19 protein-coding genes are annotated in these 24000 nt (G+C 29.9%); 4 read left to right on the top strand and 15 right to left on the bottom strand.

Features of this window, described 5'->3' with window-relative positions:
• Window positions 1-161 precede the first annotated feature (161 nt).
• The gene (locus tag C4N20_RS10745) at window positions 162-1307 is read right to left on the bottom strand and encodes a M20 metallopeptidase family protein (protein ID WP_005976205.1); all 1146 of its coding nucleotides are present in this window, start codon (window positions 1305-1307) and stop codon (window positions 162-164) included.
• A gap of 276 nt (window positions 1308-1583) precedes the next feature.
• Here C4N20_RS10745 and C4N20_RS10740 point away from each other — a divergent pair, with 276 nt between their 5' ends.
• The 4 genes from C4N20_RS10740 (at window position 1584) to C4N20_RS10725 (ending at window position 4951) form a co-directional block, all read left to right on the top strand.
• A complete protein-coding gene (locus tag C4N20_RS10740; protein ID WP_005976203.1) occupies window positions 1584-2093 on the top strand; it encodes a YfbM family protein in 510 nt (169 codons plus the stop codon).
• A gap of 15 nt (window positions 2094-2108) precedes the next feature.
• Window positions 2109-3191 carry an ankyrin repeat domain-containing protein gene (locus C4N20_RS10735; RefSeq protein WP_005976201.1) on the top strand — a complete coding sequence of 361 codons (1083 nt, stop codon included), beginning with the start codon at window positions 2109-2111 and terminating at the stop codon, window positions 3189-3191.
• A 103-nt stretch (window positions 3192-3294) separates the two neighbouring features.
• Window positions 3295-4086 carry a DUF5713 family protein gene (locus C4N20_RS10730; RefSeq protein ID WP_005976199.1) on the top strand — a complete coding sequence of 264 codons (792 nt, stop codon included), beginning with the start codon at window positions 3295-3297 and terminating at the stop codon, window positions 4084-4086.
• The gene (locus tag C4N20_RS10725) at window positions 4067-4951 is read left to right on the top strand and encodes a DUF2262 domain-containing protein (RefSeq protein ID WP_231940498.1); all 885 of its coding nucleotides are present in this window, start codon (window positions 4067-4069) and stop codon (window positions 4949-4951) included. Before C4N20_RS10730 ends, C4N20_RS10725 begins: the two co-directional genes overlap by 20 nt.
• Window positions 4952-5009: 58 nt before the next feature.
• Here C4N20_RS10725 and C4N20_RS10720 read toward each other — a convergent pair whose 3' ends face one another.
• The 14 genes from C4N20_RS10720 to fomA all read right to left on the bottom strand — a co-directional run bounded on the left by C4N20_RS10720 (window position 5010) and on the right by fomA (window position 23995).
• A complete protein-coding gene (locus C4N20_RS10720) occupies window positions 5010-6224 on the bottom strand; it encodes an RtcB family protein (RefSeq protein ID WP_005976195.1) in 1215 nt (404 codons plus the stop codon).
• A gap of 84 nt (window positions 6225-6308) precedes the next feature.
• A complete protein-coding gene (locus C4N20_RS10715) occupies window positions 6309-7220 on the bottom strand; it encodes a WYL domain-containing protein (protein WP_005976193.1) in 912 nt (303 codons plus the stop codon).
• Window positions 7210-8448: a WYL domain-containing protein gene (locus C4N20_RS10710; RefSeq protein WP_005976192.1), complete on the bottom strand. Its 1239-nt coding sequence runs from the start codon at window positions 8446-8448 to the stop codon at window positions 7210-7212. Before C4N20_RS10710 ends, C4N20_RS10715 begins: the two co-directional genes overlap by 11 nt.
• 96 nt (window positions 8449-8544) lie before the next feature.
• Window positions 8545-9405: a MerR family transcriptional regulator gene (locus C4N20_RS10705; RefSeq protein ID WP_005976190.1), complete on the bottom strand. Its 861-nt coding sequence runs from the start codon at window positions 9403-9405 to the stop codon at window positions 8545-8547.
• 13 nt (window positions 9406-9418) lie between these two features.
• Window positions 9419-12460, bottom strand: a complete 3042-nt coding sequence (locus C4N20_RS10700; RefSeq protein WP_005976188.1) for an efflux RND transporter permease subunit — start codon at window positions 12458-12460, stop codon at window positions 9419-9421.
• 3 nt (window positions 12461-12463) lie between these two features.
• The gene (locus C4N20_RS10695) at window positions 12464-13522 is read right to left on the bottom strand and encodes an efflux RND transporter periplasmic adaptor subunit (protein ID WP_005976187.1); all 1059 of its coding nucleotides are present in this window, start codon (window positions 13520-13522) and stop codon (window positions 12464-12466) included.
• A gap of 203 nt (window positions 13523-13725) precedes the next feature.
• The gene (locus tag C4N20_RS10690; protein WP_005976185.1) at window positions 13726-14115 is read right to left on the bottom strand and encodes a PG0541 family transporter-associated protein; all 390 of its coding nucleotides are present in this window, start codon (window positions 14113-14115) and stop codon (window positions 13726-13728) included.
• Between the two features lie 18 nt (window positions 14116-14133).
• Complete coding sequence (locus C4N20_RS10685) at window positions 14134-17214, bottom strand: efflux RND transporter permease subunit (RefSeq protein WP_005976183.1); 3081 nt, start codon at window positions 17212-17214, stop codon at window positions 14134-14136.
• A gap of 34 nt (window positions 17215-17248) precedes the next feature.
• Complete coding sequence (locus tag C4N20_RS10680; protein ID WP_005976181.1) at window positions 17249-18319, bottom strand: efflux RND transporter periplasmic adaptor subunit; 1071 nt, start codon at window positions 18317-18319, stop codon at window positions 17249-17251.
• A gap of 167 nt (window positions 18320-18486) precedes the next feature.
• Window positions 18487-19758, bottom strand: a complete 1272-nt coding sequence (locus tag C4N20_RS10675) for a TolC family protein (protein WP_106878576.1) — start codon at window positions 19756-19758, stop codon at window positions 18487-18489.
• A gap of 36 nt (window positions 19759-19794) precedes the next feature.
• The gene (locus tag C4N20_RS10670) at window positions 19795-20433 is read right to left on the bottom strand and encodes a TetR/AcrR family transcriptional regulator (protein WP_005976171.1); all 639 of its coding nucleotides are present in this window, start codon (window positions 20431-20433) and stop codon (window positions 19795-19797) included.
• Between the two features lie 215 nt (window positions 20434-20648).
• Entirely contained in the window at window positions 20649-22037 is a 1389-nt protein-coding gene (locus C4N20_RS10665) for a sensor histidine kinase (protein ID WP_005976169.1), read from the bottom strand.
• Window positions 22038-22053: 16 nt separating this feature from the next.
• Window positions 22054-22716, bottom strand: coding sequence for a response regulator transcription factor (locus C4N20_RS10660; RefSeq protein WP_005976167.1), 663 nt, complete (start codon window positions 22714-22716; stop codon window positions 22054-22056).
• Between the two features lie 175 nt (window positions 22717-22891).
• On the bottom strand, window positions 22892-23995 hold the full coding sequence (gene fomA, locus C4N20_RS10655; protein ID WP_005976165.1) for a major outer membrane protein FomA: 1104 nt from the start codon (window positions 23993-23995) through the stop codon (window positions 22892-22894).
• Window positions 23996-24000: the final 5 nt, after the last annotated feature.

The raw sequence follows: 24000 nt of genomic DNA, 5'->3' as shown, positions 1-24000 counted from the left end.
TAATTTTTATACCTATACTTCATATTTTACCTATACCTTATATTTTATCCATCTAAAATACAAAAGATGTGCCTTTGCCTTTTCTGGCAGCAGCACATCTTTTTTTATTATACTTTCAAACTACAAATATTTTTTATTATCTTTCTATTTTCATCACTTTTTTATTTATTGTGACTTTCTAATATTTTAGCAAAAGCTTCCACACCTTTTAACAATACTTTTTCATCAAAATTGAAATGACAGTTATGAAGTGGGTGAACATATCCCTTCTCCTCATTTCTAGTTCCCAATAGGAAAAATATTCCTGGTACTTCCTGCTGATAGTAAGCAAAGTCCTCTGATATTGTCAAAGCGTCCTGCTCTCTATAGTTCATATCTTTCATAGTTTCAGTAAATTTTTTATAAAGCTCTTTGTCATTTATTACTGGTGGATAAAGAATCACTAGATCTTCATCTATTTTTACATTGTAAGTAAGCTCTATCCCTCTGTGTATCTCTTTCATTCTCTTTATTATAAATTCAGAATCAGACTGTGCAAATGTTCTTGCTGTTCCCCAGAACTCAACTTTTTCAGGTATTATATTCTGAGCACTTCCTCCAGAGAATTTACCTATTGTGATAACTCCTGGATCAAATGGAGAAAAGTTTCTTGAAATTATTGTCTGATAAGCATCTATTACTTTAGTAAAGGCAATAAGCGGGTCTACAGCTTTATGAGGCATAGCTCCATGTCCGCTTTTTCCTGTTATTCCTACACTTATTACAGTAGCCTGTGCAAAGAATGGTCCCTCTTTACAAGCAACTACTCCTTCTGGAAGCTCTGGGAACAGGTGCATTCCATAGATAGCTTTTACATTGTATTTTTTGAAAATTCCTGTTTCTACTATATCTTTTGCTCTTCCAGGTGCTTCTTCAGCAGGTTGGAATATCAACAATACACTTTTTTCAAGTGGCTGTATAGTTGTAAGATATTTTGCAAAAGCTAAAAGAGTAGACATATGTCCATCATGTCCGCAAGCATGCATTTTTCCGCTATTTTTAGATACAAAATCTATTCCAGTTTCCTCTTCAATATTTAAAGCATCTATATCACTACGGAAAGCTATGCAGTTATCTTTATCCTTTCCTTCAATGTATACATATAGTCCTGTTTCTACTATATCCTTTGGCTCAAGCCCAATAGAGATCAGATAATTCTTCAGATACTCTTTTGTCTTAAACTCTTCTAAAGCAGTTTCTGGCATCTGATGTAATGCTCTTCTATTTTTTACAATATCTTCTAATAAAAAATCTAAATTAAGTTCCATTATATATCCCCCTTTAGTTATACAGTTTTTAAGTATCTGAATACATATTAACATAAAAGCAGAAAAAATATAATAAAAATATGAAAAAGAATTGCTTAATTTCTGTGCTTTTCCCTACTGTAATCTCTCTTTGACATTATATAATTAAATCTTTTTATTAATTCTCTCATAGAATAATGGCTAAATATTTATCTATATGGTAGAATTGTACTAGAATAAAAATATTTTCATTTTTAAGAATTAAATAAAAACTTATAAAAAAACAGGAGGAACAAAATGGGAATGCTTGCACAATATATGGCAGTAGACAACAAAATACTTAATAAAATGTTAGAAATGGACAATGAGAAAATCATTGATGAAATAGAGGAGTTATCAGAGGATGAAAAATGTGATATCTGTGATATTGATAAAATGTGGGATGGACTTCATTTCCTTTTAACTGGAAAGTCTGCTGCAAGAGTAATAAAAGACAGTAAATTAAGTGAAGCAGTAGTTGGAACAGCTGTCTTTGATACTGAAGATGAAAATGAGGTTTTTTTAGCATATATTAAAGCTGATGAACTTCCTGCTATAGTTAATGCTTTGGAAAATATTAAAATAAAAGATATGATAAAAAAATACTCTATGGATGATTTCAAACAGTCACAAATATACCCTAATATCTGGAAAAAAGAAGATGAAGCAGATATTTATGATGAACTTACTTTCTGCTTTGAAGGTATGCTTGATTTCTATAAAAAATGCTGCAAAAAAAATATGAATATTGTAATAAGCATATATTAATAAGCAGGAGGAAAGATGTACAATATAGGAAATCTTGGAAGCTTTGAAACTATTCCAGAAACTGCTGCTGCAATCTATGAAAAAAATCTAAAAAAAATGCAGGAATTGTATGAAAGAGGCTGGAATATAAATGAAAAAATAAGCCTTGGAAAATATTCTAATGTTACTCCTTTAGAAATAGCTGTGATTACAAATAATACTGCTCCTCTGAGATGGCTGCTGGAAAATAGCGTTTCTCTGGATATAGGAAATTTTACTATCATAGAACAAGCTGCTCAGCATTGTAATGAGAAAATCGTATCTCTTCTGCTGACTCATGGAGCTCTTGACCTCCTTCCAGAAAAGAAGTATCCTGATATTTTTATCAGAATATCTTATGGAAAAAAATTTGAAAATATACCAGTGTTTGAAAAGCTTGGAATAACTGTAAGGAAATATGGAGGGCGTGCTTTAAGATCAGCTGCTTCTGATGGTAATATGAAAGAAACTAAAATGTGGGTAGAAATGGGAGCTGATTTAAATTATCATGAACCTGATATGGTATTTCCATATGCCTCTACTCCTGTTATAGAAGCTGTTAGAAGCGACCATGCAGAAATTGCTGAATATCTGATAAAGCAGGGAAGTGATATCACTATTACTGATAAATATGGTGACCGTCCATACTCTCTTGCTTCTAAAAATAAAAATATTGAATTAATGGAATATTTGAAATCACTGGAACCTTCTGAATGGCATGATGAACAAGAAAAATTAAGACTGCTTAAAGGCTACAAACTTCCTGCTGATATGTTGGAATATCTGAAAAAAGACCCTAAAGAAATTAAATTTTCTGAAAAAGAATATTATCCAAAATATATACGTTTCTATAAATTTATGGATTTACAGGAAATGAAATGGAAAAGAAAAAAACTTCTTTCTCTAGTAGAAGAAGTAGAAAATTATGAAATATTCATAGTCTGGTCTCCAGCAGAAAAAGCTGTCTGCTATATAGACTCTGAGCATGAAATATTTGCAAAAGTATGTACATGGGAAGAATTTATCAGTAATCCTGAAAAGTATATTAATAATATTATAGCTGGAGAGTACGATGACTAAAAACAACTAACTTTAAGCTTTTAAATATTAATTTTACAGACTGCTATTGATAGTATATAATGAATATTGCTTGGGAAAGTTAAAAAACTTTAAGGAGGAAATTATGAGCTATGATTTAATGGTATTTGAAGTTTCCAAAACACCAAAAACACAAGAGGAATTTTTAGAATGGTATGATAATCAAACTGAATGGGAAGAAGATCATGATTATGAAGATCCTGAAATAACTTCTTCAGCTCTTAGAGAATGGTTTATGGAAATGATTCAAACTTTCCCTCAAATGAATGGACCCTTTGCTCCTGAAGATGATGAAATAAAAGATGAATCATATCTTACTGATTACAGTATTGGAAAAGATATTATTTATGCTGGATTTGCATGGTCTTTAGCAGATGAAGCTTATGATTTAGTAAGAGAACTCTCAGAAAAATACAAAGTTGGGTTTTTTGATGTAAGTGGTAATGGAGATATTATTTATCCTGATGGAACTATTTTCTCTCATAATGAAGAAGAAGATCCAGAGGATGAATATGAATACAGCTATGATGGAACTACTGTCTATTTTGCTGTAAAAAAATTTAATAGTGATTTTAAACTATTAGAGGATATGTATAGAGATGATTATTATCCTGATTTCTTAGTAGATAAAATAGCAGATGAAATTAAAAAAGTTATCTCTTTTTTAGAAGATGGAACTCATACGTATGCAGAGATACAAGAAAGATTTGATATTATGACTATTGCTATAAATGACCTTGAAGAAGAATTTGATGAAAATGACAGCGAAATAGAAACTGTAGCAAGAGAAAGTATAGGAGCTGCTGTTGACTATATTCTTGAATGGTTCGATATAGGAATAGATACAGAAGAAGCAATTGGAGAAAGGGACTGGTAAAATAATAATGGAAAACAGATTAAAAGATGAATTTGAAGCTTTAATAGAAAAAGAGGAATACAGTAAAGTAATAAAAAAAATAAAATCTATTCCCACTGAGGATAGAGATTATGAAATCAACAGCTATTTAGCTAGAGCATTCAGTGGAGAAGGAAAAGTTGACAGTGTAGTAAAGGTACTGCTTTCTATAGAAAAAGAAGGTGCAGCTGATCCTCTATGGTACTACAGAATAGGTTATGCTTACTATTCATTAGGAGAATTTGAAAAAGCTCAAGGCTATATATCTGAGTCTTTAAAATTTGATCCCACTGACAGATGGGCAATAATGCTTTTAAGAGTGCTGAATAAAAAGTTAAATGTATATAAAGGTACAAAAATTTGTGAAAATCTTCAAGTTGAAGATTTTAAAGCTTCAAATGTATTCACTGCTGAAACTCTATTCAGTATATGGAAAAATGATCTTACTGATCTATACATTGATACTGAAGATGACATTAAACTTCGTGATTTCCTACCACAGATAAAAAACAGATTAAAATGGATTGAAGACAATTCACAAGTAATAGAAAAAGTTCTTATTGATGATGGAATACTTGAACTGGCTGAAGAATGGACTTCTAGTGCTGAAGAGGCAGAAGAAGAACAGGAATGCTATATAGTAGATGGAGATAAAGTATTTTTACCAATCTCTGAAAAAGATTTTTCTGACAGTCTCTATGCTGAAAGTATAACTGCAACTATTGAAAATGGCGAGATATCTTTAGAATTATTTTTATGCTGCTGTCCAGACTATTTTGCAGGGCACTGTATAATAGTTGATATAGATAAAGATGGAAATGTTGTAAATAGAGGTTTAGCTGGGTAAAATTTAAAGAGAGTAGCCTATAAGTAAGATTTATAATCTTTCTTAGGTACTCTCTCTTTTATTCTCCAGCTTTAAAATTATATATTGGTATAATTCTTTTTATAATATCTACAGTATCTCCTATATTTTTTATAATATCCTCCATAGCTTTGTATGCCATAGGACATTCATCTAAAGTATCTTTATTTACAGAGGTAGTGTATATTCCTTCCATTTCTTTTTTAAAATTCTTCAATTCAAAAGTCTTTTTCGCTTTTGTACGGCTCATCAATCTTCCAGCACCATGTGGAGCTGAATAGTTCCAATCTTCATTCCCCTTTCCTATGCAGACAAGACTTCCATCTCTCATATTTATTGGTATTAAAAGTTTTTCTCCTTTCTTAGCTGATACTGCTCCTTTTCTCAATATCATCATATCAGTATCAATATAGTTATGAATTGTGGTAAATTCTTCTGCCACTTCTGTTCCCAGCCCTTTTATTATTTCATCCATCATAGCTTTTCTATTTAGTACAGCAAATTTTTGTATCAATTTCATATCATGTATATAGTCATCAAAAAGCTCTTCTGATACATACGCCAAAGCTTGTGGAATATCTGTAATTATCTGTTTTTTTATCTCTTTAATTGTTTTATTTATTTCTTTTTCTCTTCCTTCACTTTTCAGCTGTTCTATGATTTTTTCAATATCTATATCACTTACTTTATTAAGGGCTTTATATCCCATCTTTTGATAATAATTTGCTACTTCTAATCCTAAATGTCTGCTCCCTGAATGAACAGTTATATAGATATTCCCTTCCTCATCTTTTCCAGCTTCAATAAAATGATTTCCTCCACCTAAAGTTCCTATACTTCTTATAGCTCTATCCATTTTCACGTGTCCTGTACATTTCAATTGATTCAAATCAATTTCATTTATCAGATCATGAGGAATTTTTCTTATATTATGACCTGAAGGTATTTTTTCATAAATAAGTTTATCTAATTTTTCTAAATCAATTTCTTTATCTGTTATCATAACTGTTTCCATTCCACAGCCTATATCTACCCCTACTAAATTAGGTATTACTTTATCAGTTATAGTCATTGTAGTTCCAATAGTGCATCCTGCTCCAGAATGTACATCAGGCATAATACGTATTTTACTTCCAGTTATAAATTCCTGGTTACACAATGTTTTTATTTGTTCTATAGCTTCATTTTCTATCACATTTGTAAAAACTTTAGCTGTGTTATATTTTCCAGTTATCTCATAAAATTTAGTTCTCATATTTTCTCCTTTTAGCCTGCAAGCGATTTTATACTTTAATCATACATGATATTTTTTCCATTATCATTAAAAAAAATCTGCGAACTAAAAAGTCCACAGTTTTTTCTGTTTTTTTAATCTTTCTTTTATCAATGAAATGAATCTTTTGGGATAGATAACTCTCAGCATTGGACCAAATGATAATACCCTTATGAGTACTTCTGTTTCATCAATTGCTTCATAATATATTTCCATTTTATATTTTCTTTCATCAATTTTTTCTGTTACTTTTTTAAAGTCTGAAAAGTGCAGCATAGCTCTTTCTAAAGCATCTCTGGAATCTACTAAATCAACCATTATTTTCCTCTGCTCCATAGGGATTATTTCTTTTTCAATATCTTCATATCTCTCTGTTAATTCACATTCTATTATATTTGACATGTTAAATATTTTTTCTTTTCCATCTTTTATTCCTAAAAAACGAAATTTATCATCTTTGTATGAATACTCTATTTTATCTGGAATTACTTCTATCTCTGTTACCCTTTTCCCTCTATTCAAAGATTTTATTATTATTTTTTTTCTTTCATTTATTCCCTTTAATATCCTTCTAAAATTTTTTATATACTTTTCATCATCATAGTTATCTCCATTTTTCTTTCTGTCAAAGTAATAGAAATCTTCCTCTTGATAAAGAGGTTTTATTCCAGTTAATTCTGGAATTTCATCACAAAAAAGCTTAATCTTTCTATCCATAAAAATAGATTTCAGCCATCTTTTTTCCACTTCTGTAAGATATGGTTTTATAGGATTTTTTATTACTGTTTTCATATCTCTTGTTATGAGCTGCCATTTCTCTTCTTTTATAGATTGATATATTTGTATAAAGCTTTCTAAAAAAGCTGTTTCTTTAATTATATCTATCATTTCTCTATCTGTTAATGGTTTTTTCAATAATTCCTTTATAATTCTGGATACAGTCAAATAGTAGACATTATTTATTTCATTAAATATCATTTTTTCCTCCATTATAAAATCTATACACAGATTCAAAATCTCTATGAAATTTTCTACATAGATTTTCATTATTGGATTCTAAAGAAATTATCCTTCCAATGAAAGTCCTTATCCAAGGAAGCATCTCCAAGGCATCATATACTTCTATTTTATATTCCCATTTATCATTGGTTAATTGATTAATTACTCCATGTCTTCCTTCATTTCTAAGTCTCTCTATTATATATTCCTCTTTCTTTCCGATGAACAGCACCATTCTCAATGTTTCCAGTTCAAATTTTTTGAAAGAAACACCCCATGAATATTGTAATTTATTCTCTATTTCATTTTTTAATTTATCAAAATTCTCATCTTTTTCTAAAATTTTTACATTTTTTATTTTATCCAGCCTATACATAAAAACAGAACCAGATTCTAAATACCCAACAATATATCTTCTCCCTGTTTGTACACTTATAAATACTTTTAATGGAGTTATCTTTTTAACAATACATTTTTTATCTTTTTTCATAAAATATTCTAATTCTATTTTTGATTTTTTATTCAAGCCTTCTAATATTTTATACAATATCTCACTTTCCATAGCATGAAGTATATAGTTATGTTTAAAAGAAAATTCCATATTTCTAATTTCAAATCTATCCATTATAAAACTGCCTATGACACCAATTGGAGATACTTCACTAAAAAAAGATATCATATCTTTATAACTTAAAATATCTATATCCACATCAAAAAAATTATAATATATTTCTTTACCATTTTTCTCACTTTTTAGTATACCTTCCTTTACATATTCTGATAGTTTAAGCCTTATTGTTGCTGTATCTAAAATATTACTTTCTTTAAATTCTGAAAAATAATCATTATTTATTTTATCTGTTATCTCTCTTAAAGTTAACTTTTCATTTTTAGATAAAATATCTAAAATTATAAAATGTAATGTTATATCATTTTTAGTAAAAGATTTTGTTTTAAATACTTTATATAGTGGATTTTCAGTTATTTTTCTACTGTCTACTGAAAGAAATATATTTTTTCCATTTTCTCTTTGATTAAATGACATATACCCAGTCAGATAGCTTTCTATACGCCTCTTATCATCATCATAACTCCTGAGACTTTTTAGAGCTAGCTCTTCTCTGCTTTTAAATCCATAAATATAAAATTCTCTCATGTATTCCCTTATCTTATCAAATTTTTTTATCAGTTCACTAAATTCAGCCATAATCTATCCTTCCTGTTAAGAGATTTTATATTAGTTCTATTCTATCATATTTTATTTTTTATATCAAAAAAGGACAGGGATAATTCCCTGTCCACTCTATTTTATTGGTACTTTTACTGCATAGAGCAATTCTTTAGGATCCTTTACAAAGCCGGGCCCTGCCAGAAAGTGTATAATCATATCTCCTATAATCTCAAAGTTGTTATTTTTTATCCATTCCAAAAGTCTTTCAATATATTCTCTTCTGTTTTTAAATCTATTTTTACAGTAAAGACAGGCATACTTATTCTTAGGAAGTACCATTTTCTTTTCAATGTTTTTTACATCCTGCATAAGAATAACCTTTTCTTCTTTAAAAGTTCCATTTTCAATATTTTTCTTAGGAATTATCAAAGCATATATTCCTATTGGCAAAGTAGTATTACTCAAAGGCGCATCTATCTTCTTTGTTATTTCAGATGAATTATTTGCACTTAAAGAAATATCTAATTTTTTAAATGCTGTTTGAATTATTTTCTTAGGATCAGTATCTAAAGATATATCAGTATATACAGCTTTTATTTCCTCTATCTCTTCTATAAAAAAGGTGTCTATTTTCTCTTCAATTTCAATGAGATGCTTTACTTGCCCTGCATTTTGAAGGAGTTCCTTTTCTATTTTTTGAAGCCTCTTTATTTCAGCTTTAGTCTCATCCACTATCTTTGCTATCAAATCCAAAGTATGAGAATAGTTAAGATTTTTCAAATGACTTTTTATAGAATCGTTTGTAAAACCTAATTTTTTTAAATGCACTATTATTTTTAATACAGGTATTTGAAATCCTGTATAGTATCTATAGTTATTTTTTTCATCTTTTAGAGCAGGAGAAAATATTCCTTCACTATCGTAATAACGCAGTGTAGAGATAGGAACTGCTGTAAGTTTTGATATTTCTCCAATTGTTAAGTAATCTTCCATGTCCTCTCCTCTTCTACGATTTTTTTGATAATTTTTTTCTAAACTTTTTCATTATAATTATGAAGTCATCTATCAAATAATAGAATACAGGTATTACTACCAATGTCAAAAGTGTAGCTGTAGAAAGTCCAAATACTACAACAAAAGACATTCCTTTATATATTTCTGATCCCTCTCCATTACTGAACATCAATGGAACCATTCCAAGAACAGTAGTAAGGGTTGTCATCATAATAGGTCTCAGTCTTGTCTTCCCTGCTGTGATAAGTGCCTTATTCATATTATCCCCAGCAGCTCTTCTTATATTAATAAAGTCAATCAGCACAATGGCATTATTTACAACTATTCCTGCCAGCATTACAAATCCTACAGAAACCATGGCATCTATACTGAGCCCTGCTGCATACAGTGCATAGAATGCACCTGTTGTTGAAAGCGGTATAGATAAAATAATTACAAAAGGCATTATAAATGACTCAAACTGCCATACAAGGATAAAATAAATAAGGAATACAGCAATGGCAAATGTTGCCTTCAGCTGATTTTCCATTTCAGCCATGTCAGCACTTTTTCCTCCAGTTCCATAAGTCAGTCCATCAGGATATCCCATCTCTTCCAGAGTAGCAGTTACATATTTCTGAGCTGTTGCCAAATCAAGCTCATCTTTTAAGTTGGCATATATAACTATTTTCTTTTTCTTATCTTTCTTTTCTATTTTCGAAGGCCCCTCTTCAGCTCTGAATTCAGCTATATCAGATATTCTGATATTTCCCCCATTAGGAAGAGTTATTCTGGAATCTAATATTAAACCTGTAGATTCCCTATATTTTTTCTGTAATTGAAGTGTTACATCTATCTCACTGTTGTCACTGTTGATTTTGATAGGAGTTCCACCTAATATCTGTGTCTGTATCATTGTTGCAATAGTTTTTGCATCAAGCCCATAATATTCAGCTTTTTCTCTGTCTATATAGAACTTTCCTTCTGGCTTTCCACCTTCAAATGATGAAGTTACATCATATATTCCATCTATTGCTTTTACTCTTTCTTTAAGTTCCTGAGATATTATTTGAAGCTGTGATTCATTATCTGAATAAAGTTCAAACTCTAAATCATAGATTCCTCTTGTTCCAAATTTATATCCTGGAGTTATTGTTAATTCCACATCTGGAAACTCCACAAAAGTTTTTCTAAGTTCTCTTATTATTTCCTGAAGAGATAAATCTCTTGAAGTTTTCAATCCTGCATTTATATTAAGAATAGCATGTGAACTGTTTCCTGAAACTGTATAGTCTCTTACAAATGGAAGCGTCACTGCTTTTTCCTCAAGAATTTTTCCTATTCTGTCAGCCTTATTTACATCTGCCCCTGATGGAAGTTTTGCAACTACAGCATATCTTCCTTCGTCAACAGTCGGAATATATCTTCCTCCTATTTTTGAAGCAACAAACATTGACCCTGCAAACAGAACTGCAAGTATTCCTAAAACTGCCCCTCTATGTCTTATAGCCCACTTCAATGTTGACACATAGATTTTTCTGAATCCTATCATCATTTTTCCTTCAGCATTCAGATCTTTTTTACTATCCATTACTTTACTTGCTATCATTGGAACAAATGTAAGAGATATTACCAATGATGCCAATAATGAATATGATATTGCATAACATAGGTTATTAAACTGCTCTTTTGCCAGTCCTTCCTGAAAAACTAAAGGAAGAAATGCAGCAACAGTTGTCATTGTTGAAGCTAATACAGGAAGTGCCATTTCCTCTGCTCCATCTCTTGCAGCTTGTAATTTTGTTTTTCCCAGCTCAGTCATATGTCTGAATATATTATCCACAACTACTACCGAGTTGTCTACCAGCATTCCTATTCCCAGAGACAATCCCATAAGAGATATTAGGTTGATACTTATTCCCTGAATATTCAGCAAGAAGAAAGTAAAAATTATAGATATAGGAATAGCTACTGCTATTATTAAAGTAGCTGAAATACTTTTCAGGAAAACAAAAAGTATAACAGAAGCCAGTACTAACCCCTGTAGTCCACTTGATTTAACATTAGATATTGAGTTCAGTATTGTAACAGAGGAATCAAATTCATAATTTAATACTGTATTAATAGGAAGTGACCCTCTATTTCTTTCTATTACTTTTTTAGTTTCGTTAACAATTGATACAGAGTTTCCATCATCTGTTTTTGAAACAATAACTACTATACTGTCTTTTCCATTTTTTCTGTATATTGATGTTCTGTCCTTTGGAGCAACCTGTATTTTTGCTATGTCTTTAAGTTTTAAAAGATGTCCATCTTTGTTGCTTAAAACTATCTCTTTTATCTGATCAGCAGTTTCTATCTCTGCTTCTATTTTTATAAGGTACTCTTTTTCTCCTTCTCTTAAAATTCCTCCTGGAAGGTTAACACTAGCCTTATTCATTTTATTATATACATCCATTATTCCCAGATTATAGTTTTCCAGTTTATTGGGGTCTACTTCTACAGATACTTCCTGTTCCTGTCCTCCAAAAACCTGTATTTGAGCTACACCTGAAAGTCTTTCCAACATGGGTTTCAAATTGTTTTCAGCATAACTTCTCATTTCCATTCTGTCTCCACCAGCCATAGAGAATGTAATAGCTGGTACATCTGACATAGAACTCTTTCTTATAGAAGGTTCCTTCATGTCATCTGGAAATTTATTTCTTATTTGATTTATCTCATTTTGTATAAGTGTTATCTTAGTTTCAACTTCCGTCCCATACTTAAATTTTACAAATATAAGAGACTGTTCCGCAGAAGATTCAGAAGTATATTCCACTATTCCCTCTACATTAGGTAGAACGTCTTCTATTTTTCTTGTAATCATTTTATCTACATCAGAAGGGGTTGCCCCATCCCATTTTATTCTTATTCTTACAGTTGGTTTATTTATATTAGGGAGCATTTCTATTGGCATTTTTTTAAGACCTAGTATACCAAAGAAAATCATTGATATTATGAACATTGTAGCTGTAGCTGGTTTTCTTATTGAAAATTCTGAAATTGATTTCATATCCTAGTTCTCCTTTATTTTATCATTATTATTAAGAAGATACTGTCCCTCTACCACTACTTTATCCCCTGGCTGATAGTCAGGAAATTCAATCATCTGTTCATCTCCTATTGTAATATCAGGAGTAACTTTATAAACAATAGCTGTATTATTTCTTGAAATAACTATATATGAGTAAAGATCTTTTATCATTATTGCCTTCTTAGGAACAAACAGCCCTTTTATATATCCCTGCTGTAATTTTACCTTTGCATATAGTCCCTTCAAAAGTCTTTGATTTTCATTTTTCACATTAATTTTAACAGAATATTTTTTTGTATTACTGTCTGAACTCAAGTTTATTTCTGTTATAGTTCCCTCTAACTTCTCTCCTAATTCATCTACAAAAATTTCTGCTTTCCCACCAACTTTTGTATACTCTGTATCCTTCCCTGATACTGCTATTACAAGTTCCATACTGCTATTATCAACTATTGTTAATATTTTTTGAGAAGCAGGTACTTTTTCAAATTCTTTAAGGTCTAAATCAGTAATAGTTCCAGCCATTTGAGCTGTTACTTTCAATCTTGAAAAATTATCCTTAGCTCTTATAAAATTAGCTTCTGCTATTTTTAATCCACCTAAACTTGTTTCGTATTTATTTTTAGAGTTTAAATATTCATCCTCTGATACAATTTCTTTAGCAAAAAGTTTCTTATATTTTTCATAAGATATTTTATCAGTTGAATAACTTGATCTTGCTTTTAAAAGATTTCCTTCGGCTTCATAGTAGCTTGCCTCAGTAGAAGCATCTGTAAGTTCAACTATTACATCCCCTTTTTTTACAATATCCCCATTTTTAAAATTTACCTTTTTTACATCCCCACCTGTTGGAGTAATAATTGTCACTTCATTAACAGGTCTTAATTCTCCATTATAATCTTTTACATATTCTAAATTCTGTTCATTTAAATCAATCGTTTTTGCCAACTTTACCACTTCTTTTTTCTCTGCCTGTACTGCTTTTTTATCCCCACATGCAGCAAAAGCTAAAAGAGAAATAACCACTAATAATTTTTTCATAATTCCCCCTGTTTTCTATCTAAAATTCATTATTTACAAGCCAAAATTTAACTTCAAAACTATAAAGCTACTTTAGGGTAATAGCTTTTATATATAAATATACACTAAAAAAGAAAAAAATGCAATTTATTACTAAATAAAAATAAGGATAACCCTTCTGTCATTTCTGACATTTAAGTTATCCTTATATATTATTTATTTAATTATTTTACTTTATGCTTTTCTTTTAATACCTTTAGAAGCTCATCATCTGGAACTATATCTTCATTAAGGAAATCTATTATGATTCTGTCTACAGGAATTACTCCTGCTGTCATAACTATTCCATGTGGAAGTGACATTCTGAAAGTTTTCAAGTTTGTCAGCATTTTATCCAGATTTCTTTCTGGAACAGTAAGTATAAAAGTACAATCTGTTCCTGGCCAGATAAGTGTATTTTTATGTTTTACTTTAGCATCCCATACACTTTCTATTTTCTTCTGTACAGTATAGTAATAGAATTTTATTTCATCAAAAAAATCCTCAAGTCTAGCCTTTTGAGATTCGTTTATATTAACGAATATCATCTTATAGTTATAATGTCCATCTGTCATTGCAATTCCCCCCTCTTCTTAGTCTCTTCCACTTAACTTTTTAGGTAAAAGATCCATAACCTTATTATACACTTTTTTAAGGAATTTTAGAATAGCATTATTCATATCCTCTATCAATGTATAAAGAATTGGGATTACAACCAATGTTAGAAGTGTTGAGAATGTAAGTCCAAACATAACTGTAATAGCCATTCCTCTATATATTTCCGAACCTTCTCCCAGTCCTAATGATAATGGCAGCATTCCAAGTACTGTTGTCATAGTTGTCATAAGGATAGGTCTAAGTCTTGTTCTACAAGATTCTATTACTGCTTCCTGTCTTTCGCTTCCTCTTTCCCTCGTCATCTTGATAAAGTCAATCAGTACGATGGCATTGTTTACAACCACCCCTGCCAGAAGTATAACTCCTATCATAACCATGATATCTACAGGCTGTCCAGTTAATAAAAGTCCCCATACTATACCTACCAATGCAAGTGGTATTGATCCTATGATTATCACTGGAAGTACAAAGTTCTCAAACTGTGCTGCCAGCAATGCATATATCAAGAATATTGAAATTCCCAATGCAAATCCCAGCTGACTTGTTGCATCACTAAGGTTTTCAGAGTTTCCTCCCCATCTGTAATCAACTGATTTTGGTGGATTAGTATTCTCATATGCTTCTACAAGTTTATCTTGAATAGCTTTCATTCCCACTCCACCATCATTTGCAGAAACTGTTACACTATATATTCTATCTGTTTTATTTATCTCTGATGATCCCTCTGCCATCACTATATCAGCAACGTCAGATAATTTTATAAATTTTCCACTGTCTATTTTTATGTTAAGATTTTTTAAAGCATTGATGTCATTTCTTTTTTCTTTAGGTAATCTTACCATAACATCTATTTCTTCTACTCCAGTCTTAACAGTTACTGTATCTCCTCTGTCTCCTCCCAATACTGAGTAACTCAATGTCTGAGCAATTACAGATGGATTGATTCCATAACTTTTAATTTTATCTCTGTCAAGTACTACTCTTGCCTCAACGTTTCCTGGATCCAATGTTGATTTTACGTCAACTGCTCCTGGATAATTTTTTATTTCTGCAAGTACCTTTGCTCCAACTTCTTTTATTTCATTAAGGTTAGAACCAACTATATCAAACTGTACATCTCTCTGCTGCGATCCCATTGCAAAATCTTCTGATAAGTTTGTTCTTGTATCAGGAATTTTTTCAACAATTGGTCTTAATTTAGTAATTATATCAAATACAGAAGTTTTTCTTGTATCTTTCTTTCCTATATCAACGTTGATAGAGAAACTGTCCTTTTGAACAATAGTAAAGTAGCTTTGAGTATTAGGTTCGTTTATAACAATATCTTCTATCTCTTTAGCTATTGCCTTAGATTTTTCAAGGTCAAGTCCTTTTCCTAGCTCTGCAACTATTGAATATCTTCCTTGGTCTTGCTTAGGCATAAATTCCATTTTTAAGAATCTTGGTACAGTTACCATTGAAATTACAAACACAAGTACTGTTATTCCAACTGTTTTTCCTCTATGATCAACTGCCCAGTTTATCAGTTTTAAATAGTTGCTTTTTACTGTTCCAAATATTTTTCCTTCTTTTGTAATATCTGCCTTATTCGTAAGGAATCTGCTGGCAAGCATAGGTATCAAAGTAAGTGAAACTATTATGGCTGCAAGGTTTGAGAATATGATTGAATAAGCCAAGTCTCTAAATATCTCTCTTGCTATTCCTGGAATAAATAGTATAGGAATAAATACAACCATTGTTGTCAAAGCTGATGCTATAACTGACATAGCAACTTCTGTTGTTGCATTATCTGATGCTTCCATTACTGGTGATTTCAATTCCGTCATATGCCGATATATATTGTCTACAACAACCACAGAGTTATCTGTCAGCATTCCCACCCCTATTGATAATCCCATTAGAGATATCAAGTTCAAAGATGTTCCATTTAATGCAAGGAATGCAAATGTAAATATAACTGCCACTGGAAGAGCTGCTGATACCAATAGTGTTGCTCTTATATTTTTCAAGAACAAATACAATACTATTGTTGCTAGAATAAGTCCTTGTACTGCTGTTCCACTAACATTTGATATTGATTGGTTAATATCAATAGATGTATCAAGCAATACATTATATACAGTTTCTGGAGGCATTATAGATTCCAGACTTTCAAGTGCTTCAAGTGCTCTTTTGTTCAAATCTATTGTACTTCCATCTGATGATTTTTCTACTATTACTGCTATTGATTCTTTTCCTGAAAGATATGAAATATCATCAGGATCTTCTGTAGTCAATACAACATTAGCTACATCTTTAAGTCTTAAAGTGTTTCCATTACTTTTTAAAATCATATCTTTAAAAGTATCTATATAGTTTAATTCTCCCATAAATCTAACGATTACATCTTTAGACCCTGTACTTATTGTTCCTAAAGGAACATTTAAACTTGATACTCTTATCATATCATAAAGTTCCATTGGAGAAAGATCATAAGCTGCAAGCTTGTCACTGTCTATTTGAATTTGTAATTGTTTATCTGGATTACCAAATACATTTACTTGCCCTATACCAGGCAGACTTTCAAATTTAGGTTTCAAATATTCCTCAACAAAACTACTTAACTCTGTTTTGTTAGGAGCACTCATCATTATTACCAATGTTAAGTTTCCTGTTCCTGCCTCTACCTTTTTAGCAATTGGTGTATCAGCTGCACTAGGAAGGTCATTAGTTATCTTTGATAATTCCCTTTGTATCTCTGTTACTTTTTCATCTGCATTAACTCCATAGTCAAATTTTACTACTATTGTTGATTGACCATAAGTTGATGTTGATTCTATTTTATCTATTCCTTCAACGTTAGGAAGTATTTCCTCTATTTTTTTAGTAACCTGTGTCTCTACATCTTCTGCTACTGCCCCCTGCCATGTTGTTCTAACTGTAACAACTGGGATATTCATATTTGGTAAAAGCTCTGATTTCATAGAAAACATTGCCATTAATCCAATGAACATAACGGATATCATAACCATTGTTGTAGCAACTGGTCTACGTATTGATAAACCTGCTAAAGTCATTTATTTATTCACCTCATTATTTTGATTTAAAATATTATTTTGCTTCTGTATTTTCCTCTACTTCGTTTCCTTCTTCTAATCCGAAGATACCTTTAACTACTATTCTATCTCCTTCTTTTACATTATCTGAAGAAATTTCAGTATATGGAAGATTTGTAGCTCCTGTTTTTACCTCTACTCTTTTTGCTACTCCATCTTCTACTTTAAATACATAGCTTAGCAAGTTTCTTACAAATATTGCTTCATCTGAAACTGACAATACATTGATTTCTCCTACTGGAATAGTTACATATGAATACATTCCATCTTTTATAGCTCTATCAGGATTATCAACCGCTATTTTTATCATATATTTTTTTGTTGCTGAATCTGCAATTGGGTTTATTTCTAAAATTTTTCCAACAAATTTCTTACCTAATGCTCCTACTTCAACTTCCAGATCCTGTCCTACTTTTATTTGAGTAAGCCACTCTGCTGGGAATCCTACATAAGTTTCCATAGATTTATCATTTACCACTGTGAATATAATTTCACTTGATGATATCTCATTTCCCTCTTTTCCAAAAAGATTTCCTACAATTCCATCTATTTCAGCTTTTCTGAATAATTTATCATAATCGCTTTTTGCATTTTCATAAGATGCTTTAGCTGCTTCATAATTTCCTTTTGCACTTACATAAGTATTTTCATAACTTACATATTCAAGGTAAGATACCAACTCTTTTTCATAAAGATTCTTAAATTTTTGATAGTTGTTCTTTGCAATATTAAGCGAAGATAGTGCTGATGTATAGTTAGCTTTTGCTGTGAAATAACTTGATTCTGTAGCAGCATCTGAAAGTTCCATTACAAGCTCGCCTTTTTTTACTGTATCTCCATTTCTTTTTAGAATTTTCTCTATCGTTCCACCTTTTTCAGTTTTGTGATCAACTTTATTTTTAGGTTCCAATACAGCATCTGATTTAAATACCTGATTCATTTTTCTCATTGTTGCAGGTTCTGTGATAACATATTTAACTTTTTTCTCTATCACTTCTTCTTGTTTTTTCCCACAACCTGTCATAACTAATATTAGAAGTAATATTAAATAACCTGTTTTTTTCATTCTTGCTCCTCCTAAAATTCCTAATAATTAATTCCAAATTCAATCTTTAATTCCAAATTATCTATATGAGCAAATTTAAAAAAGTTTTAAAAGATACGGAATTACCTTATAAAACTTTTTTAAAATTATAAGCAATTGTTCACGTAGAAATTTTATATGTATTTTTATTAAATAAGCAATGATCTATATTTTTCAAATGCATACAGGTAATCTATTACTACTTGATTGTATGCTACTTTTGCCTCTCTTTCCTGTGATTCAGACAATAGATAATCTACTGTTGAAATTAATCCTGCATCATATCTTTCCTGATCCATTTTGAAGTTCTCTATAGCTGCTTCCATTGCTCTCTCTTTAGAATCTCTCTCTTTTTCCATTCTGATTAATTCCAAATAAGCATCTGTTACACTTATATCAATACTATCTTTTGATATTTTCTCTCTCAACATTTCCTGTTCTTTTCCTATTGCTGCTACTTTATAGCTGTCATAGTTCTTTCCAAATTCAAATACATTCCATGTTACCTGTACTCCGCCTCTCCATTCAGCTTCATCTATTGTTGGATTATATTTTGTTCTTTCTGATGTTCCATAACTTGCAAAAGCATTTACCTTAGGAAGCATATCTGCTCTTGACACCATTTTTGAAGCATCTGCTGCTTCTACATAGTTCTTAGCTACTAAAGCATTTATACTCTCATTCATAGCTTGATCTAAATCTGCTTTGAAGTTTATATTTCTACTTAAATACATAGGAACATTAAAATCTACCACTGTTACATCTTCCTGTTTAGGTATTCCTGTTTTTATTTTAAGATTTTCTTTTTCAATAGTTATTCCATTTTTTGTTCCAATGATTTGTGACTCAACTTCTAAAAGTGAATATTCTGTTTTTAACAGATCAGTTTTTGTGATAAGTCTTAAATCCAATTGTGCTTTTTGTTTATTGTATCTTGCTTGCAGTTCTCTTTTAGAAGATTCCAAAGCCTCTAAATCTTTCTCATATTTAACAATATTTGAATAATTTTGAATTGTTTTTAGTCTTGTATCTCTTCTTTCACCTAAATATAAAAGATTAGCTATAGTCTTATAAGCTTTAGCCCCTTTTATTCCACCAAGAACAGCTCCACCTTGAAATAATGGCTGTGATATAGATATAGTCTGAGTATATCCACCTTTTCTTTCTACCTGATCCTCCCAACCATGTCTATACATTTTACGATCAGATTCTCCTCTAGTGTATGTTCCACTATATACCACACTTGGTAACGCATCCTTAAATGCCATTCCTACTCTTAATTTTGATACTTCTACATCCTTCTCAGAAATTTTAATCTCTTTACTATTCTCCAATGACATTTGTATAGCCTGGTCTAGAGTAATCTCTCTAGCGAACACAGAACTACTTAATATTAAAAGTAATCCCAATATTTTTTTCATTACTACCTCCTAAATATATATAAATAATCTTTAAAACTATTTTAATATTTTTAAAATACATGTATAAATAAAATCTATTCCCTCTTCAAGTTTTTCATTATTCATTTTTTCTATTACAACATCAAAATCTTGAATAAAAATATTTTCATTATCACTTTTGTCTAGAAAAAAACTTACTACCTTAAACTCTCTTATTATTGCACTGATAAGTTCTGAATATCTTTGAAACTCTTTTTCCTCTGCATTAAGTTCTTTTTTAAATTTTATAAGTAGCTTCTTTATAAATTCGATATTTATCTGCTCTATCCTTTTTAATATTTCTCTTATTTCTGGACCTAAAGCTTCTATATTTTTTATCAAACTTATTAGCACAAGTTCTCTTTTCATACTTTCGTGAGAAAATTTAAGTCTTACCAGAATAATATTCTTTAAAGTTTCTTCAAAAGAAAGACTATTCTCAAGAATATTATCCTGTTTCTCCATCATTTCTTCTATTTTTTTCTCTGCAATAGTCTTTAATAATAAATTCTTCGACTTAAAATAAGTATAAAAACTTCCTTTAGCTATCCCCATCTCATTAGTTATATCTTCTACTGAAGTGTGAGAATAACCTTTTTTAAGTATGAGCTTAGTTGCAGATTCCAATATCTGCTCTTTTTTCCCTATGACTGGCATACCCTACTCCTTATAATTTTTTTGACCAACAGGTCATTGGTAAATTTTACACCTTATTGACTAATAAGTCAATCTTTTTTTATCATTTCAAAAAATAAAAAAAATTAATGTTGTAAAATTTAGAAAACTAAGAGTATTAGCCGAGTAGAGAAAATTGTTTTCTAAGACAACATTAATTTTAAACTATAAAGCTACTTGAGGGTCAAGAACTTTTTTTAATTAAATTTTATTGTAAATATAACATAATTTTTTTCTTTATCAAATACAAGGCTATGTTCTAGATTTAAACTTGTTAATATATTTTTTACTATTGAAAGACCTAAACCTGCTCCACCATATTTTCTATTTCTAGATGAATCAAGTTTATAAAATGGTCTAAATATATTTTTAAATTTTTCTTCTGGAATAAACTCAGAGCTATTTGATATTCTTAAAACCTTATTTTTAAATTCTATTTTGATAATCTTCCTATCATCTACATAAATAATTGCATTTGTAAAAAGATTATTTAAAATAATAGATATACGATATTTATCAGTAAATATTGACTCTTCACTTATATTATTCACTAATTCTATATCTTTTTTAATAAAATCAAGATTATATTTATTTAATTTTTCTTCTAAAACCTCTTTTAATTGAAATTCTTCATAATTTTCATCAGAAAAACTAAACTCATACTTTAAATATGTATTTAAGTTCTTAATAAGTTTATCAAGAAATATTCCTTCATTATATATAATAGAATATACATTTCCTTTTTCTTCATTTGATATTATATCATCTTGAAGAGCTTCTATATATCCATTGATTATAGCAATAGGTGTTTTTAACTCATGTCCTATTGAACGCATAAAATCTTTTTCAAAATTTATTAATTTCTCTTTTTCCTTTAATTCTATTTTCATTTGCGAATTTAAATTATTCAACTCATCTATATTATTTTTTAGCTTTTCAGACATTCCCTTTAAATTATTTCCCAGAGTTTCAAATTCATTATTATATTTAAAGTCGATATTTGATGAAAAATCTAATTTTGATATTTTAGATGATATTTTTTCTAAAGTCACAATAGGATCAGAAAAATACTTTGAGAAAATATATGCTAAAACAAAAAGTATTGGTACTATAAAAGCTGACAAGTCCAGATAAAAAGATGACATCATTTTGGTTACTACATTCGGAACTATAGTTGGAGATATAATCACCAAAAATTCTGTATCTGATATTTTCTTTATAAGAAGAAAATAATTAAGAAAATCTGTCATGCTTGTCAGTCTTATTGTATAATCTCCTGTATGGAGCTTTTCTAAATTAGCTTTTATTTCAGTCTTATTAAAGTAGTTAAAAAGTTCATTCTCCTTTTTAGACTGCAAAAAATTTATATATGCAATTTTTATATCTTTATTTTCTTTACTGTCTATTATTTTATCTAAAGGAATATCTTTAATAGAAATCTCTTCAGATACTTTTATAAGCTGCTCTTTTGTATTTTGAACTATGTATTTATCCATGTATAAAAAGTTAAAATAATATATTACAATTAACGGAAGATAAGAGATTACAATAAATGCAAAGAATATTTTATAAAAAATTTTTTTCATTTACTAGTTGTTCCTCCTAATTTTTTATTTCAAATTTATAACCTATTCCTCTAACAGTTTTTATGCATTCTTCTCCCAATTTTTTTCTCAGATTTTTTATGTGTGTATCTATTGTTCTGTCACTTCCTGGGAAGTCGTATCCCCATACCTCTGTAAGCATTTTATCTCTGCTTAAAGCAATTTTATGATTTTTTATAAGGTATATCAGAAGTTCATATTCTTTAGGAGCTAAAATAACCTCTTCTCCATCTACTGTCACTGTATGAGATGTATCATTAATAATTATTTTTCCTAACTCGATAATATGATCTGTGTTATTGCTTGTATTTTTTATAAGAGCTTTTATTCTTGCTAAAAGTATTTTATTATTAAAAGGCTTAGTAATATATTCATCTGTTCCTATTTCAAAACCAAATAGTTCATCTTCATCATCATCTCTTGCAGATAGTATCATAACAGGAACTGAACTATATTTTTTTATCTCTCTTAAAACGCTCCACCCATCTTTTTTTGGAAGCATTATATCAAGTATCACTAAATCAAATGGTTTTTCATAAAAAAGTTTTATTGCTACTTCTCCATCTTCAGCTTCCGTAACATCATAACCTTCCTTTAGAAGATATAACTTCAAAATATTTCTTATTTCCATTTCATCTTCTACTATTAAAATTTTTTTCATATATTTATTGTCCTCCCATTTTTATATCTTATTTTACATCTTTATTTTATTTTTTTCAAATATATAAGAAAAAAAGAGTTAACCAAAATAAAAGCTTTGGCTAACTCCCCTTTATAATGTTGGTTAGTTATGATTGTCCTAAGTTGTAAAGTAGTAACCTAACATACTGTATTCATTAGAATGTTGTTCTAAATCCTGCGAATACAGTTGGTTGCCATCTCCAGTCTTTTGCTGAATTTTCATTATCAATTCCCCAGTTTCTATACTCTGCTCCAGCAGCTGCATAAACTTTAAAGCTAGGAGTAATTTGATAGTTAACTTGAACTGTTGGTAATGCATAAAGTGAATAGCTAGCTTTGTCATCTCCATAGCTTGCTAAATATCCAGATTTATTTGTACCAAACATTTTTTCTTTAGACCAAGTATATGGATCATATCCTCCTTCAAAGTTGAAGTCAATAGTTACATCTCCACTAGCATTAGTATATAGATTTGTAGTATTGTAGATATATGCTTCCATATCTAATGTGAAGTTTTTATCTTCCATATCTCTACCTTCATCAAATGCTTGATCATCTCCATAAAAATGTTGAGTTGCATATAAATTAAATTCAAATGAGAATCCCCATGGTAATTCAGTCATAGTGTATAAATCTACACCTAGTTGATTATCATATTTGTCATTATTTCCTGATCCCCATTCATAACGATATTTAGGTGCAACTACGAAGTTAGTAGTTTTTACAAAATCATTATTGAACATGTACTCAGCAAAGTTAAATCTTGCTTGATATTCTAATTCTTGATGACCGTTAGTATCATCTCTGTCTCTGTAGTGAAGTCTTGATGTAAAGTTAACATTAGTATCTCCTACATTTCCATGATTATAGAAATATCTTAATCTTGTATCAGTTCCATTTTTTCCAGTTTTTTCTTGCGCAGAAACACTATTATAATTTCTGATTCTGTATTCAAAAGCTTGATTTTCAGTCATGTTGATTTTTCCCATTAACTGAGTTCTTGAATAGTTAGTTTTTCCTGCCCAAGGATTTTCTCCATTTTCTTTGTTTTCAGTTTCTCCATACCATCTGTATTGTAGATCTACATATCCATTTGGTCTGAATCCTACTGGTGCTCTGTCTCTGTAGACAATAACTTCTTTTTCAACGATTTGTACTGGTGCTTCTGTTACTACAACTGGAGCAGGTACAACTTCTTTAGCTTGTGCCATTGCTGCAACTGTTAAGAATGCACCAACTAACAATAAAGATTTTTTCATAAAAA

The organism is Fusobacterium ulcerans (assembly GCF_003019675.1).
Taxonomy (GTDB): Bacteria; Fusobacteriota; Fusobacteriia; order Fusobacteriales; family Fusobacteriaceae; genus Fusobacterium_A; species Fusobacterium_A ulcerans.
Note: the sequence above shows the minus strand (reverse complement) of the source record. Positions and strands in the feature narration are given on the sequence as shown.

Bases quoted from the DNA above. Each gene is read 5' to 3' on its own strand.
- C4N20_RS10700 (WP_005976188.1), bottom strand. From the start codon at position 12,460: ATGAAATCAATTTCAGAATTTTCAATAAGAAAACCAGCTACAGCTACA.
- C4N20_RS10690 (WP_005976185.1), bottom strand. From the start codon at position 14,115: ATGACAGATGGACATTATAACTATAAGATGATATTCGTTAATATAAAC.
- C4N20_RS10710 (WP_005976192.1), bottom strand. From the start codon at position 8,448: ATGGCTGAATTTAGTGAACTGATAAAAAAATTTGATAAGATAAGGGAA.
- C4N20_RS10730 (WP_005976199.1), top strand. From the start codon at position 3,295: ATGAGCTATGATTTAATGGTATTTGAAGTTTCCAAAACACCAAAAACA.
- C4N20_RS10745 (WP_005976205.1), bottom strand. From the start codon at position 1,307: ATGGAACTTAATTTAGATTTTTTATTAGAAGATATTGTAAAAAATAGA.
- C4N20_RS10660 (WP_005976167.1), bottom strand. From the start codon at position 22,716: ATGAAAAAAATTTTAATAGTAGAAGATGAAATGGAAATAAGAAATATT.
- C4N20_RS10680 (WP_005976181.1), bottom strand. From the start codon at position 18,319: ATGAAAAAAACAGGTTATTTAATATTACTTCTAATATTAGTTATGACA.
- C4N20_RS10735 (WP_005976201.1), top strand. From the start codon at position 2,109: ATGTACAATATAGGAAATCTTGGAAGCTTTGAAACTATTCCAGAAACT.
- fomA (WP_005976165.1), bottom strand. From the start codon at position 23,995: ATGAAAAAATCTTTATTGTTAGTTGGTGCATTCTTAACAGTTGCAGCA.
- C4N20_RS10695 (WP_005976187.1), bottom strand. From the start codon at position 13,522: ATGAAAAAATTATTAGTGGTTATTTCTCTTTTAGCTTTTGCTGCATGT.
- C4N20_RS10685 (WP_005976183.1), bottom strand. From the start codon at position 17,214: ATGACTTTAGCAGGTTTATCAATACGTAGACCAGTTGCTACAACAATG.
- C4N20_RS10670 (WP_005976171.1), bottom strand. From the start codon at position 20,433: ATGCCAGTCATAGGGAAAAAAGAGCAGATATTGGAATCTGCAACTAAG.
- C4N20_RS10720 (WP_005976195.1), bottom strand. From the start codon at position 6,224: ATGAGAACTAAATTTTATGAGATAACTGGAAAATATAACACAGCTAAA.
- C4N20_RS10715 (WP_005976193.1), bottom strand. From the start codon at position 7,220: ATGATATTTAATGAAATAAATAATGTCTACTATTTGACTGTATCCAGA.
- C4N20_RS10740 (WP_005976203.1), top strand. From the start codon at position 1,584: ATGGGAATGCTTGCACAATATATGGCAGTAGACAACAAAATACTTAAT.
- C4N20_RS10705 (WP_005976190.1), bottom strand. From the start codon at position 9,405: ATGGAAGATTACTTAACAATTGGAGAAATATCAAAACTTACAGCAGTT.
- C4N20_RS10665 (WP_005976169.1), bottom strand. From the start codon at position 22,037: ATGAAAAAAATTTTTTATAAAATATTCTTTGCATTTATTGTAATCTCT.
- C4N20_RS10675 (WP_106878576.1), bottom strand. From the start codon at position 19,758: ATGAAAAAAATATTGGGATTACTTTTAATATTAAGTAGTTCTGTGTTC.